Source organism: Aquabacterium sp. (genome assembly GCF_016234775.1).
GTDB lineage: Bacteria > Pseudomonadota > Gammaproteobacteria > Burkholderiales > Burkholderiaceae_C > Aquabacterium.
In genome coordinates, this window is record NZ_JACRAH010000018.1 from 60,982 (window position 1) to 76,289 (window position 15,308).

Below are 15,308 nucleotides of genomic sequence, written 5' to 3' on the forward strand. Positions count from 1 at the left end.
TCAAACCATCTCCAAAGCAGCCGCAACGATATCGAGAACACCAGGAAGAACCATCTTCTCCATATCGCCACTCGCTGGAATACACACCTCCGCAGCATTCAAACGTCTGATCGCTCGCCCGGCGGCCATGCCACGCTCCACCATCTGCGCCATCACTTCAGCACCAAATGCACCAAAAGACTGCGACTCATCAACGATGAGAAGCCGCTTTGATTCGCCAAGCGGCAGGCTGATTGATTCGACGTCAAAGGGGAAAACCTGCATCACGCACAACACCTGTGCCACCACCTCATGCTCATCAAACAAAATCTCAGCAGCCTCAGCCATCATGTGCGCTGTCCCACCATACCCCAGCAAGATCACATCAACGACCTCTGACTGTGGTCGCAGCCATGCCACGGGAAATCTATCTGTCGAGTGAAGCAGTTCAAATCCTAAAGGTGGCTCATGGATGAAATAGGCGCTATAAAGCAGCTTATTTTCCACCACCAACGCTGGGCCAACGCCCCCATCTAGTAGAGGGCCATACACCTGCCCAGGATCCGTCAAGGCATTCACTGCCAGGACGGTCAAACCCGGCACACCAAAGAAATGCTTCTCCAGACTTTGGCTGTGCGTTGGCCCGTACCCCCTCCCGCCGCCCATCGGCGTGCGGACAATCAGATCAACCGCAACCTGGCCTGCATACATTTGGTTGAACTTTGCAGCATGGTTGACCAGTTGATCAAAAGCAAGCCCCACAAAGTCTCCAAACATGATTTCAACGACAGGCCTTGCACCCATCATTGCCAGCCCGACTCCCAAGCCAACGATCGCCGCCTCTGAAATGGGCGTATTTCGCACGCGATCAGGAAACTCGTCTGACAGTCCCTTGGTCACCTTGAACGCTCCTCCATAGGGCGACAAGATGTCCTCGCCAATCATGAGTATGCTGGGGTCTTTCGCCATCGCTTGCCTAAAGCAATCATTGAGGGCTGCAACCACACGTGACTTGGGCAATAGCGGAGCACATTGCCAACTTGAATCGATCCGAGAAGACACCGCATGTCGATAGACAGCAGGGACTTGCGCATCCGCCCAAGTCGCAGCCTCCTTAACTTGGCGCTCAAGCGTATCTATCCATGCGCGCTCCTCCCCTGTTGCATTGCCCAGCAGGATGTTGAGGGGATCCTTCCACTCAAAAGGCTCGACAAGTTCACGGGGCCGGGTATCGTCACCTTTCGAATGAGCCTTGAGTCGATAGGTATCGATATGCAAAAAGCGGGGGCGACCATCCTCACGCATCGCTGCAATCAATGTGGCTGCAGTCTGCGCCAGTTGCTCCCACTCCCAGGTGCTACCGACAGCCGAATCGATCCCGAAAGCTTCGGCGCGCTCTCGAACCCCCCCCGCCAGAGTTTCCGATTGGGACGTCGATTGAGCAAACTTATTGTCTTCCAAGACAATCAGTAAGGGCAAAGCCCATTTGGCCGCAATGTTGAAAGCTTCATAAATCACGCCTTCGCCCAGCGTGCCATCACCGATAAACACAACCGAAACATGCTTGCTCGCCCTCAGTTGCTGCGCATAGGCCAAGCCCGCAGCCACCGGCACGATGCCTCCTTGGATGCCATTGGAATAGAAGCCATCCTTGCACAGATGCTGGCTCCCACCCACTCCTGCACAGACACCCCCCTCTCGCCCCATAAGTTCAGCGAGGAGGCCCCTGATATCTCCCGTCTTCGAAATGAAGTGCCCGTGACAACGATGGTTTGAAAAGACGGTATCTCCAGGCAACAGTGCATCACATACCGCAGCGCCAGAAAACTCCTCACCAATACAGGTGTGCACCGTTCCGAACAGCTTGCCTTTGGCGAACAAGGCCAGAAGCTCCTCCTCGACGAACCTCGATAACAAGGCATTCTCGAGAATCCGTTTTCTTTGCTCTTTGCTCAGTCCCGTCATGTTTTCGTTCGCTCAGATTCGATTCAGGCGCGCGCTGGTATCAGGCGACCTCAGCCATACACACGAGGCCATGCATGCCCATCACCACACCCAGAATTGCCCAACCTTGCTCAAGTTCTTCCAGATCAGGGCACCCATGCCCCCCACTTGGTTGCGCCGCAACGCCACGTAGTCTTCCTGACTTTTGGTGAGTATGCGCCGTATGGATTTATTGCTCTCACCGCCCATTCTCATTTTTACTAGGACCCGAGGAAGATAGGCCACGCGAATCTCTCCTCGAGCAAAGTAGCGCAGGACTGCATCATAGTCACCTGAAATACGGAAAGCTGGATCGAAGCCGCCCCATCGGGTAATCACGGCCCTGCGGACAAACAATGTGGGATGTGGTGGCATCCACCCTCGCGCCAATGCCGTCCTGCTATACGGCCCTGCGCGCCACCGCCGGATGACCTGACTGCTGTTCTCACGTGCTACGTATTCCAAATCGCCATACACAGCATCCACGCCTCGAGTTTCGAACGCATGCAGCACATCCGAAAGAACATGTTCGTCGGCAAAAAAATCGTCGGAATGCATGAACCCGACCACATCGCCGTCAGCCAATCGAAGCCCCTTGTTCAGCGCATCGTAGATACCTTCATCCGGCTCGCTAACCAAAACCACATCTTCCGTCATCCTTGTACGGATGACATCCAGGGTCCCATCGGTGGAACCACCATCAATGATCACCTGCTGCACCCTGGCACCCTGCTGCGTCCGCACGCTGTCGAGCGCCCCCCCGATCAAAGCCGCTCGGTTATAGACCGCAGTGATGATGGAGAACTTCATACGCCAATATTCAGATGCGTTCGATGATCCAGTCACCCAACGCCAGCATGTCCATTTTGGTTCGCATGAAACAGTTGAGTGCCTCTTCGGGGCGACAAACAACAGGCTCGTTTTCGTTGAACGAGGTGTTCAGAACCATTGGCACCCCTGTCAACTCCGAGAAGCGGCTGATCAGTTTGAAATAGCGCGGGTTGCCTCTTTCATGCACGGTCTGCAAGCGACCAGACCCATCAACATGCGTCACGGCTGGCACCAACGCTTGCTTTCCCTCTTTGATCGGATAGACCTGCATCATGAATGGCACATCATCGGTTTCGTCAAACCACTCAGGCACGGCGTGCGACAGAACCGACGGCGCGAAGGGCCGAAAAGATTCCCGACGTTTGATTTTCAGATTCAGTACATCCTTCATGTCCGCGCGTCGAGGATCGCCAAGGATGGAGCGGTTTCCCAATGCCCTGGGACCCCATTCCATTCGCCCCTGAAACCAACCAATAACTTTGCCTGCCGCGATCGCCTGTGCAACCTGCTCACATAGATCCTGCTCGTCCGAGGCCCTGTTAACCCGACAGCCCTGGTCTTTCAAGGCAACCTGGCACCTGTCAAGCAACTCGACAACTTCCCTATCCGAGGCTGACGGGCCCCAATAAGCATGATCCATGGTGAAGGAGCGCGCCCCGCCCATTTCATGCCATACCACAAAGGCCGCACCGATGGCCCCACCTGCATCGCCAGCCGCAGATTGCACGTAGAGCTGCTTGAATGGCGTGTTCTTATACACCTTGCCATTGGCCACGGAATTCATGGCGCACCCGCCAGCCAAACAAAGATGGTCCATGCGATGCCGGCGATGGAGGACATTCAACAGACTGAAAAACGCTTCTTCATACATCGCCTGAACGGATCTCGCAATGTCCTTGTGTCGTTGCGTCAACTCCTCGTTGGCGGCTCGTGCAGGGCCCAGCAAAGACTCCAGTTCTGCTGTAAACAAGCGCCCGACGGAGGGGTCTCCACCACCCCACGCATATTCGATCTTTTCCTTGTGATGCCGAAAGTACTTCAGGTTGAGCGAGAACCGCCCGTCGTCATGAACCGACACAATCTCACGCATCTCTTTCATGAATACAGGTGATCCATATGGCGCCAAGCCCATCACCTTGTACTCGTCGCCGTAGTTCGGAAACCCCAACCATTGGGTCAGCGCTTGATAGAAGATGCCCAAAGAGTCAGGAAAGTAGATCTTCTCTTCTACAGTCAATTGAGCTCCGTGTCCAATGCCCCATGCAGCACTGGCAAAGTCGCCGAACCCATCGATTGACACAACGACAGCCTCATTGAAGGGGGACACATCGAATGCAGAAGACAAATGCGCGAGATGATGCTCAATGTGATGTACGCGGCCTCTGAAGCGGCCACCCAGAGCCTTCTCCAACTCCTCTTCGACACTACTACGTTCTTGCTTGTTCTTGAATCGACTCAAGATCATTTCCAACTCAGGTCGCTTGCCAAGGGTAAAACTGACCTTCTTCCACAAGTTGGCTTTGGCGTCCTGGTTGATTGCAAGATGATCGACTTCCTCCAGACCAACACCTGCCTCCTCAAGGCAATAGCGAATGGCTTCGGATGGAAAGCCGGCCCAATGCTTGAGTCGGCGAAAGCGCTCTTCCTCTGCCGCAGCAATCAGCACCCCGCCTTTCAGAATGCAAGCAGAAGAATCACCGTGATACGCATTGATGCCTAAGATGATGGTCATTGTGTTCTCTTGAGCAAAACGTCAGTTCAGTCTTGATATGGTTGTGCAGTCCCGCCTGAGGGCAAGCGTTCACGGTGTGCAACGAACCACACAGCGAATATGGAGGCGCCGCCATAAAGCAGCAACATGATGGTCAGGATTCTGAAGTAACTGAAGTTTTGATACCAGATTGCACGGAAGCCCATGAAACCCAACACCATGAACATGACCAGGTAAAAGTAGCTGCGAAACACGAGCCCTCTCACCAGTACGCGCCCCAGAAAAAACGAAATGAAACAGGGCACGCCAAACGCTCCGGCGAACCCAAAATTCCAGTAGGCCTCGGCAACTTCAAATATGCCGCCTTGCGACATGACCGTACCGAACAAGTCGGTTTTCAACTCGAGACCTTCAGGACGAGGCAACCCCAAGAATGACGGCGGAGAGATCAGAAGGTAGTTGAAGTAGCTGTTCCCATTAAGGAACCCAGTGATCCCTTGCTCTACCTGAACGATGGCACTGTAGAAGCCGCCCAACATCATATTGCCCGTCTCGAAGTACAGCATCTTGTGGCCATAGACATCACTGATGATGGAGCCTCGATCGTTGTCCTGCATGAACCGCCAGGCTTCAATAGGATCCAGCCCTGTGCGCCAGATCGCAAGGTAAGACGCCACCAAGTATCCAACACCCAAGGCAACCAGAATGCCGAGTGACCAATAAAGCAATCGAGGCAAGTCCAGTATGCGAATCGCCATGGATATCCGCGCATTGACCAGCAAGAGCAGGAGAATAAACAACTGCGGCAAGTAGTCTGCTCGGCTCCCCACCAGGATGCCCATGACCAGAGAACCGGCGGCCAACACGATAGGCCAACTTAGAAATCCACGAGGCTGAATGGCCGCCAATACAAGACAGGCAACGCCAATGTAGTGAAAGACGTTGAAAACGCCGAACTCAAGATCAAAGCCTTCTTGACCATCCGCGTACGCCTTGCCCTCTCCGACAAATCCGCCTGACTTCCACACATAAAGGGCACTGAAAATGATCACCATGAGCCCACCGATCCTCTGCAAGCGACGGCGACTGTCCGATTCTAAATAGAACAACGGCCTTTCACTGGCCATCCCTGACGTGGCCAAGGTCCAACCGATCGACACACCACACAAAGCCAGTGCCCCAGCCAAGACGAGGATTTGCGTATTGGCCAGGCTTTGATACTCCAGGCCAAAAGGCGCCACATAGACCTCGTTTGGGAATAGCGCCCACACTAGGGCTGCGCCCCAGACCAAAATCCAGATCAGAAAGTACCGAAAGACATACAGCAAGTTGGCACCGGAACTGGTGACAGCTACGATTCCGTGCAGACCGATCAGAACCGTCATCAACCAGAAATAGGGGAGCGACGGCCAGAACGAGGTCAGGCTGAAACACAGCGTCGAAGCGCCGGCGACAAAGAACGACCACATCAACGCACGGGCCGATGCAGCTCGTCCGGGCGTGCCAAACAACAACGGTAAGTCGCGGTTAATGTCCATGGTCTTGGGCAAGCTCGCGATAAATACGGGCACTCTCCGCCGCCAGCCGCGTCAGCTGCCACTGCGGGGGAACCTGCTCCCCTTCCCGCGCGGAGGTTGAGGCAAGCGCGCTGGTGGCAGTAGACAACTCTATCAAAGCCTCACGCAGCGCATCTATGGACTCCGCCTCTACAACCCGCGCCTGGTCGGCTACAGCCATCATGGCTTGAACATCTCCCACATCACTGGCAATACAGGCACAGCCCATCGCCAACGCCTCAAGCAACACAAGCGGACAGGCCTCACTGCGCGAAGGCATCACAAAGATGTCAGAGCTTGCCATCAATGCCCTGACCTCCTCCTTGTCGCGCCACCCCATGAACTCCACTCTCCTATCGGCCCCTGCGCGCTCTGCTTCGAGAGCCAGTTGACGAAGCTGATTGGCATAACCTGAGTGCGTAGCGAGTTCGGCACCAACGATCTTCAAATGGAACGGAGCACCATAGGCCTGCATGGCTTTCAACAGCAGGTCCTGTCCTTTCAATGGATTCAGGTTCCCCACCGTCAATACTCTCAAGATCCGACCATCATTCAAAGCCGATGGCGATACGTGCCACGCCGCGGCATTGAGTTGCGCCTGAGAAATCTGAGCTCTGCGCCAGAAGTCAAGATCGACAGCCCCGGGAAGCAGGACTGCATTCCGAATGCCGTAAACCGAAATTGCTTTGGAGGCCACGGTCGCCACTTGATGTTTGGTACCACGCAACAAGCGCATGCCAATCAGAACGAGTTTGCGAAATGCCGTGGTTGTCTCATGCAGTTGCCAAAGAACGGGCACACCGAGCAAGCGAGCAGCAATCAAGGGCGCCACATTGCCCCCCCCATGCACATGAAAAATCGCGTCTTCTGTGCGAATCTTTTTTCGCCAAACAAGCGAGATGATCAAAACAACATTCGCAACCACTTCAAAAAGGTAGAGCGGCGCCCACCAATGACGGAGGTTGAATAGTGCCAACTCGGTCAAGGGCCCCTTGCCAGACGTCAGCACCACCGCGCTCGACTGACCAGCGAGCGCCTCCCTCAACATATCCACATAGACATGTGGGCCACCGATACGGTGGTCCAGCAGAAAATGATAGATAGTCAACACGCAGAAGCCTTTGCCTGCGCACTGCTCTGCGGGGGATACATCACGGGCACCCCATCTTGGACGGGATAGTGATGTCCACAGGTTCGGCAGGACACGTATGCGGGCTGAAACGACAGCTCGATGCTCCCACACGCAGGGCAAGCAAGTAGCGAACGCACATCCAACTTGGCGTTGCGTCGCCGTTGCGAGAACGCGCGCCGCAGCAGGCTCACCAGGTGATAGCGCACGCCCAACTTCGCCGTCGCATATTCGCTTGCAGGCAAAGGCCAGTCGCATGAATCATCGGGGTTGTCGATCACGTAATCGATCTTGTCGTCCCAGTAGTACCTCACATAAAAAGGTCTGGGTTCGTCCGATGTGAATCGCAGAAACGCAGCGCACTTGATTTGGTTTTCGTAGCCATCTACTAGGTACGTGTCGTGACGCCAAGAGGGCTTCTTGAATATATGCAAGCGCCCCTGCTTGTGGTACACCTCAAGTCGATGAAAGCGAAACGGATTGATGCGCTCGAAGAACCCGTCCGGTGTTTCAATGTATCCAGCCTTACCCACCCGCATCAACTCTTGAATGAAGCGATCTGGGTCACTGGTGTGCTCCAAAACGTGGGATGCGATCACAAAGTCAAAAGACTTGTCTTTGAAGGGCATTCGCTCTGCTGCACCCAGAACCATCGGCCTGTCTTTGATGAGAGGCAAGTGGAACCGCTCCGGCGTATCCTCATAAGCATCCAGCAGCACATTGGCACGTGGGTACGGATTTCCGCCCGAACCGACATCGAGAACGAGCTCATCCTTTCCCACCGGGCAATGGAGTCGCCTGGCTGACCACGCCCACCTGCGCAGGCCGAGACCATCCAGTACGTCCATCAGGAATGATGTTTCTCGCCTCATTTGGAAGCCTCTACAAACAATGACTCTTTGGGTCGGTTGTCCAAGATCTTTATATCGGGTACCTGCCCGCCTTGGAGCTGACAGCGAACCACATCCTTGAAGCCTACCTGCTCAAGCAATGCTTTCAGCATCGGAAAGTCATACATGTACTTGTGCCTGGCAGATTGATAGTGCTTTGCGCCTGTCAAGCGATAGGCAAGCCGATGAACGATCGAGGGCAAACCCGCCACCAGGGCATTCAAGCTGCCATCGACGTTGATCCAACCCTTTGTGACGGCAAAGCCGCAACCTAGATTGACCTCAATGACCTCGCCTCTGGCCGGCAAGGAAACCTGGCGTCCCGCCTTGATCACAGCTAGCGAGCGGTTCATCGCCTCATTCGTAGACTTGATGACAATCATTCGACTCTCCCGGATGAAATCTCCTGAATCCAGTTCACAACGTTCTGCATTCTGGAGCCTACGTCATGCCCGTCTCGCCAGACTCGCATTCGTCCAGCGGTCGCAATGGCTTGCCTTTGCTCATCATCATTGAGAAGCCCTTTGATCTTGCTCACCATGTCATCCGCGTTGCGAAAAAGAATCGCCTCTCGACCATCTTCGAACATGTGAGCCAAATCATCTGAATATTCAGAAGCCAGCACCGTACCTGAAGCCGGAATTTCGAAGCACCGACGTGTATAGGTGTCTCGATTCAATCGAGAGAAAAAACACAGTGCAACTTTGGCACCACACAAGGCCGCGTTGTACTCATCTCCCCAGACCTGACGAACAGGACCTTGCGAATTGAGGACCGGCGAATTCTTAAGAAGTTCGTCCCACTCATGGCCTGGTCCGAAAATTCGAAGCCGCCAGCCCTGCCTCGCGATTTCCTCCAGGAGCGCCAGGCGACCGTCATCCTCAAAGTGTCCAGCAAACACGACGTCGCATTCAAAGTCTCGTCTCTGCCGGGCATTCAGGACAACTGGTCTGTTGCGCGACGGAATAAACCAAGAACGCAGCAGGCGCACTTCCCGCGCCCCACAACGCTCAAAGTCATTCAAATTGTGTTGCCGGTAGGCCAAAACAAGGTCATAAAGGGGAACACCCCGCAAAAAGTGACGCCACTTCCACATCGGATACTGCGGAGAGAATGGATCGTCGTTGTTGTACCCCACAAGAACCATGCCAGGCAGATTGTCTTTCAAGGTCTTAAGGGTGGACGGGAGAACATGAGTGCCCCGGTAAACGAACAAGGCGTCCGGCCTGGTGGACAAAGCCAGTCGGCGGAGGTCGGCGTTCAACCTCGAGACCAACGGGCCCAGCATGTATTTGTTCTGCGCCTTACCGGCAACCTCACTGAGGAATGGAAACCGTTGGCCAGCCTTGAAGTACTGGTGCCAGCCAAAACGGATCGACTCGTGCCCCAGGCCCAGCAACGCTGTATGAACCGCCTCTTCATGGAGTTCGGAATGCCAGTCACCGACCACCAGAACCTTCATTGGGGCTCCCCGCGATAAACGCCACCGATCGCTGGCGTGCGGCCCAATCGCTTTTTTATGGTGCCAATGATCACGTCCATGTTGTGGGCCCCCAGCACCAAGATCGCAAGGAAGTAGATCCAAAAAAGCGGATAGCGCCCAAGCCCCATCGTCGACAAGCTTTTGGCATACCGCATGAACTGCCACTTGGAAAGTCGCGCCTGAATGGAAAGCAAAGGATAGGCGTAATTGGCCATGTCCTTGAGAATAGGCTCGTAGATCGGCACCTGCCGCTCAGTAGCAACGAAGCTGGCGATCTCCAACATACCCCGAATGAAATGCAGGGACGACTCCGGCGTTTGCGCCTTAGGCTGGAACTTGCCCTTCTCCGCCTCACTGTTACCGAAGTCCGGCGTGCCGCCATTGCGGTACAACGCGATCACCTGAGGCAGGTAAACCGCATTCATGGTCACCAATAGCTCCGCCACCAAATACAGTTGGTAGAGCAAAGTGCCATCAAATCGACATGTCGCATGCGCCAGCGCTGCCTTCCGATGCAGGACCATACCGGGAATCACCACGGATCGGCGATAGACCGTGCCAATGGTTTGGGCCCCAGCGGGAAAGAACAGCTCACGATCAAAGTACTTGAACTCCTGAACGATGTTGGAAGGATCCCCTTCAAAAGCCGCATACGCACGCAGCACCACACCGACGTTTGAATGCCTAGCCAATACATCCGAGATAGTCTGCAGCGCATTTGGCGCCATCAAGTCATCGTTCCCCATAAAGAGCACGTAGTCGCCATCTGCCAACTCAACCAAACGCCGGAGATTGCCGTCATAACCCAGGTTGACTGGGTTCTCGTAATAATGAATTCGTCCGGGGTAGCGTCGCTCGTACTCTCGCGCAACATCAGCGATCAACGGTCGCTCTGGAGACCCATCCTCGGCGATCACCACGTCAAAGTTGCCATGTGACTGCGACAGTATCGAATCAAGCAACTGGCTCAACACTGACGCTCGGTTGTAAGCCGGGATGCACACTGATATTTTCAATTTCCTACTCCGGTGATCAGCGGTGCCCGAATACATTCTTGATGGCCACGGACAACACCATCAAGTTGAACAGACGCGCTCCATTGGCCCTTCCGACTTGAAGCCCGTTCACCAGGTCATCAACGATGTGTGCACTGACGTACGGCCGAAGGGTGTCAACCACATTGTGAAACCAGGCACAATCTGAACGGCGCAACCAGTCGTCCAAGGGGATGGAAAAACCTTGTTTGCGCGAAGTGTCCAACGCAGGCGGCAACAAGCGGCTCCCTAGGAGGCGCTGCAACCTGCGTCCTTCTCCTCCCCAGACCTTCCAACTGCTTGGAATCTTTCCAAACGCAAACTCGATCAAATTCACATCCAGGAATGGACAGCGCATTTCGAGCCCGGCAGCCATACTTGCTTGGTCCACCTTCATCAAGAAATCGTCCGCCAGAATCCCGTGAAAGTGAGTGCGGGTCATGGAATCGACTGGGTCGATCCCACCGTTGAAAAACGCCAGGCGTGAAAGCTCCGGCGCCAGGTACCGCTCATCGAGTTCTGCTTGCACCTCACGGGACATTACGTAGTACCTGGAGGCTGCATCGAAAAACGGGCTTCCCCAGATCAATGACTGATAGGCTCCGCCCCTTAGCGCATACAGACGGTTGCGCCCTTTGATCCCCGGAGGCAGCTTGCCCACCAACGTCGAAATACCCCTGAGCGCCCATTCTGGGACATATTTAAGTCGTGCGGCATCCAATGTGGCCGTCGTGTAGTCGCCGTACCCTGCGAACAGCTCATCACCTCCATCGCCACCCAAGGCGACCTTGACATGGGACGTAGTCAGCCTCGATATGAGAAAGGCAGGGATCAGCGACGAGTCTGCCAACGGCTCGTCAATCAGCGGAGCGATTTCATCCATGATGTCTATGGACGGCTGCTGCACTTCAAGCAGATGATGATCGGTACCAAAGTGTCTGGCAACGATGTCGGCGTACCCAGTCTCGTCCAAGTTGGACCCAGGCAAGCCCAGAGTAAAGGTTTTGATCGCACCGGAAGCACTCTGCGCAGCGCATGCCGTAATCAAGCTGGAATCCAATCCTCCTGAAAGCAAGATGCCTACAGGCACGTCGCTGCGTAGTCGCATACGGACGGCGTCCATCAACAATCGCTGCGCACAGTCGACCAGTTCTTGCGGGTCATCGGTCTGAGGTTGAGAAGGAGGCAGATCCCACCAACGCCAAGTCGTCAGCTCACCCTCTTCAGGGAAAAACCTCGCCGCATACCCAGGGGGAAGCTTGCGCACGCCCGAAGCGATGGTCAACGGAGACGGTATGTATCCCAGCGCGAGATAGTGGTTTAACGCATCAAGATCGACCTCACCGAGCAGATCTCTAGAAACAGCTTTCAACTCAGAGGCAAAGGCGAGCGTGCGTGCGCGATGCGCAATGAAGAGTGGCTTCTTGCCAGCTCTGTCTCTCGCAAGAAACAATGACGCATTCTCCGACGCGTTCCCGCTGTCCCAGATGGCCAGGGCAAACATGCCGTTGAACCGAGACAGGCATGACTGACCCCAGTGGCGATAGGCAGCAAGAACCACCTCGGTGTCACTTTCACTTTGAAACTGGTAGCCAAGACCCGACAACTCATCCCGAAGTTCAACGTAGTTGTAGACCTCACCATTGAAGACGATGACAAATCGATTGCACGGACTGCGCATGGGTTGGTGCCCAAGGGGAGACAAGTCCAGAATCGACAATCGGCGGTGCCCCAAGAGGACGGTTGCATCTTCGTTGCACCAGACGCCGGCATCATCGGGACCTCTATGAGCGATGCGGTCACGTTCCGCCAGGAATTGCTGGACCGGATAACCTGCCGGATCAATTCGTCCATTTATTCCACACATGCCTCACCCTTTGTATCGTCAGACCGGCACAAGCACATTCGTGGCTTTACTGAACGGAAGTGAACTGAATCACCCTGGCGGGATTACCTGCCACAACAGCATTACGCGGAACATCGCCAATCACCACGGCGCCAGCTGACACCACTGCGTTGCGGCCAATACGCACCCCAGGCAACACGATCGCGCCTACCCCGATCCAGACGTTGTCTTCGATGACGACCTCTTTGTCGATGTGAGGTGCCGTCGTACGGCAAGGGAACGCCAAGTCAAGCCCAGTAGACAGAATCTTCACCCCATAAGACAACACCACGTCTTTTCCGAACAGGATGCGTCCCGTGGCATTCAGATAGCAGGAGGGATTGATATGCATTCGTCCAGCGCAGTGAATTCGCTGGGGATGAACAACATGGAAGCGCCCATTCGAGACAACGTGCTTCCAGGCAGGACTGAATCGAAACCACCAGCAGACACGCAGCGGCTGAAGAAGACGGTCCAGTTTATCCAGTATGCGATACACAAGCATGTCAACGCTCCGCTACCACGACCACAGAAGTCGTGGCCATGTAAGGGGCCATGAACCGCCAACGACTCTCAAACAACACCTTCAATCGAGCATCGACCAACCATGGCCAGGCCATTCGCCGTCGAATGACTTGGGGCAGCCTGGCGTACAAGGACATAGGCATGGGTGGTGAACACACCTTGGAAAAGCCATTGGCCTTCAGTTGCATTGCCAGCTCTCGATAGGAGGTTTCATTGATATGCAGACCAGCAGCGGGCACACCTTTGCCTAAATATCGCTCGGTGCCGTCAAATGGCCCAAAATGTTTGTTTGAAGCAATCAGGATCAATCGGCCTGAACGTCGAAGCTTTCTTGCGCAAGCCTCAACCATCGCCGCGGCATCATCCGGGTGGAGATGCTCGTAAACGTCGTTGCAATAGATAACGTCAAATTCATCCTGCACCGCACCCAACAGCGCGACCGTGCCCACAATGACATGCTTGGGTGCCCCAAGCGGTTTGATCCGATTGATCAAGTACTCAGCCGCATCAACTGATGGCTCAATGAATGAATAAGAGCTCACGATATCCATCACCTGATGCGCGAATCCACCATTGCCGCTGCCTATCTCAAGGACATCCCGTTCTTCCATCAAGGGGCGCGCCAAAGCCACCACTGACGGTGTCACACCTTGATCCACACTCCCCTTCTGCACTTGAAGGCGCGTGAACTTGCCATAGGCTTCTCGGTATAGAAGCTCACGAACGGCCGCATCAGCGGTCGACTTGAGCCTCCTGCCGTAATACTCCTGTACCGCGAAGTACGCCATCTCGGAGAGCCCGAAGCCGGCCTCAACCATGCGTTGATGGGCCACGCGTTCAAGATCCACTTGGTGCGTGTCACTCAAGTAGCACACCACAGCATCGTAGTCCGACACATCGATGTCCACCGATTTCACACCTTCAGAGGAGGGATCACCCTGGACCGTCATCAGCGTCATAGAGAAACACCTTCATGACGGTGGGTGGCCAACCACGCCATCCATAAAAAATAGATCAACGCGTAACCGATCAATGCACCAACCACGCCGTTCAAGCCAAACAGCCACGCGCCAATGACGTTCATGGCTACCCCGGCTGATGCGGAAACCGTGTTGGCCAGAACCATGCGCTTGGACTGCAGCTCCGAATAGAGCTTCAACGCGAAGAACTGCCCACTGGTAAAGAGCCCACCCGCCGCGACAACCAATGGCAAGTATCCGGAGACCTCAGAGAATGAGGCAGCAACAAAAGTGCGAAAGATCAATTCATGGAATGCCCACGCGGCGCCTGACGCCAGCACCGTGAACATCAAGCTTGCCAAAGCAACCCTCCAGCCCAGATGATGAACAGACCGGTTGCGAGAAGCATCTGACGCATTGCCAGAGCGCTGAAAGAATATGGGTGAGAGGAACAACATCAGCACACCGCCAATGACGACGACAGGCGAGTATCCCAACTGATACAAGACGGCATATCGGCCAACCTCATCAACCGTACCAAACGCCAACAAGGACCACTTGTCAGTAACCTGTTGGGCCCATGTGAATCCGCCCCAAATGGCAAAGGGCATGGAGAAGTCCCGCATGCGCTTACGCCAATATGCAAAGCCATCTCTGGTCGGCTGCTCGTCCTGGAGCGGGTGAGTTTGGCGAAACTGCCTGAACTGCGACGCGAGCACAACCAAACTCGCCGCAGCGTAGGCGCTCACAACGACCTGGCTGCTACCACCGAGAACCCGCACCGCCAAGACGACCAGGGCGATCTTCAGCCAAGCATCAAGCGCACCATGAAATGCCACGGAAGCACGTCGCCTGGACGCGTTTTGTATCCCGTTAAAAGCAGCGTTGTATGTGCTCAGCAACGCGTACACCAAAGCACCCAGTGTCAGCAAGATGTACTGCCACCGCCTTGACGCCACCAACCCCACGAGAACCAGCCCACCGACCACCACCACAACCAGAGTCGCTCGCTGCATCAGACTGCCTGCGGCCGCCCGATACAGTGGAAAGCTCCGCTCCTCCATGGCTATCGCATAGTGGCGCGTGATCGTTGCCAGAATGCCGGCCATGACCACTTGATTGACCAAACTGACAACGGTCAACCCCAGAGACAACTCACCGTATTGGGCCGTACCCAGATGCTCCGTGAGTGTGCGAACCAGAAACAAGGAACCCAGAATGGAGGCGGCCTGACCAAGAACCACCCAGGCCCCCTCACGAGCCGTCGCCCTGACTTTGCGAAAGTCAACCATGATCAGGACATACGGCTACTACCGTGGCCGTCTGAACAAACCCAAAGAGCA

Annotated in this window: 13 protein-coding genes; all 13 read right to left on the minus strand. The window is 55.0% G+C overall.

The genetic code is table 11. The annotated features are described in order from the left end of the window. The 13 genes from HY836_RS05400 to HY836_RS05460 all read right to left on the minus strand — a co-directional run bounded on the left by HY836_RS05400 (nt 1) and on the right by HY836_RS05460 (nt 15,257). Nucleotides 1-1,944, minus strand: coding sequence for an alpha-ketoacid dehydrogenase subunit alpha/beta (locus HY836_RS05400; protein WP_290674322.1), 1,944 nt, complete (start codon nt 1,942-1,944; stop codon nt 1-3). An 81-nt stretch (nt 1,945-2,025) separates the two neighbouring features. Continuing rightward, on the minus strand, nt 2,026-2,772 hold the full coding sequence (locus HY836_RS05405) for a glycosyltransferase family 2 protein (protein ID WP_290674324.1): 747 nt from the start codon (nt 2,770-2,772) through the stop codon (nt 2,026-2,028). A gap of 10 nt (nt 2,773-2,782) precedes the next feature. Then, the gene (locus HY836_RS05410) at nt 2,783-4,525 is read right to left on the minus strand and encodes a carbamoyltransferase C-terminal domain-containing protein (RefSeq protein ID WP_290674326.1); all 1,743 of its coding nucleotides are present in this window, start codon (nt 4,523-4,525) and stop codon (nt 2,783-2,785) included. 26 nt (nt 4,526-4,551) lie between these two features. Beyond that, nucleotides 4,552-6,042 (minus strand): hypothetical protein, encoded by a 1,491-nt coding sequence (locus tag HY836_RS05415; RefSeq protein WP_290674328.1) that lies wholly within the window; start codon nt 6,040-6,042, stop codon nt 4,552-4,554. Continuing rightward, a complete protein-coding gene (locus HY836_RS05420; protein ID WP_290674330.1) occupies nt 6,032-7,171 on the minus strand; it encodes a glycosyltransferase family 4 protein in 1,140 nt (379 codons plus the stop codon). The genes HY836_RS05415 and HY836_RS05420 overlap by 11 nt, the downstream gene beginning before the upstream one ends. Then, nucleotides 7,165-8,037 carry a methyltransferase domain-containing protein gene (locus tag HY836_RS05425; RefSeq protein ID WP_290674332.1) on the minus strand — a complete coding sequence of 291 codons (873 nt, stop codon included), beginning with the start codon at nt 8,035-8,037 and terminating at the stop codon, nt 7,165-7,167. Before HY836_RS05425 ends, HY836_RS05420 begins: the two co-directional genes overlap by 7 nt. A gap of 20 nt (nt 8,038-8,057) precedes the next feature. Then, nucleotides 8,058-8,462, minus strand: a complete 405-nt coding sequence (locus tag HY836_RS05430) for a hypothetical protein (RefSeq protein WP_290674334.1) — start codon at nt 8,460-8,462, stop codon at nt 8,058-8,060. Further along, the gene (locus tag HY836_RS05435) at nt 8,459-9,541 is read right to left on the minus strand and encodes a glycosyltransferase (RefSeq protein ID WP_290674336.1); all 1,083 of its coding nucleotides are present in this window, start codon (nt 9,539-9,541) and stop codon (nt 8,459-8,461) included. Before HY836_RS05435 ends, HY836_RS05430 begins: the two co-directional genes overlap by 4 nt. Then, entirely contained in the window at nt 9,538-10,614 is a 1,077-nt protein-coding gene (locus HY836_RS05440; RefSeq protein WP_290674338.1) for a glycosyltransferase family 2 protein, read from the minus strand. The genes HY836_RS05435 and HY836_RS05440 overlap by 4 nt, the downstream gene beginning before the upstream one ends. Next, nucleotides 10,595-12,463: an asparagine synthase (glutamine-hydrolyzing) gene (gene asnB / locus HY836_RS05445; RefSeq protein WP_290674340.1), complete on the minus strand. Its 1,869-nt coding sequence runs from the start codon at nt 12,461-12,463 to the stop codon at nt 10,595-10,597. Before asnB ends, HY836_RS05440 begins: the two co-directional genes overlap by 20 nt. Before the next feature lie 46 nt (nt 12,464-12,509). Continuing rightward, nucleotides 12,510-12,986 (minus strand): DapH/DapD/GlmU-related protein, encoded by a 477-nt coding sequence (locus HY836_RS05450; protein ID WP_290674342.1) that lies wholly within the window; start codon nt 12,984-12,986, stop codon nt 12,510-12,512. A gap of 1 nt (nt 12,987) precedes the next feature. Further along, nucleotides 12,988-13,965, minus strand: a complete 978-nt coding sequence (locus HY836_RS05455; RefSeq protein WP_290674344.1) for a bifunctional 2-polyprenyl-6-hydroxyphenol methylase/3-demethylubiquinol 3-O-methyltransferase UbiG — start codon at nt 13,963-13,965, stop codon at nt 12,988-12,990. Next, nucleotides 13,962-15,257, minus strand: coding sequence for a lipopolysaccharide biosynthesis protein (locus HY836_RS05460; protein ID WP_290674346.1), 1,296 nt, complete (start codon nt 15,255-15,257; stop codon nt 13,962-13,964). Before HY836_RS05460 ends, HY836_RS05455 begins: the two co-directional genes overlap by 4 nt. Nucleotides 15,258-15,308: the final 51 nt, after the last annotated feature.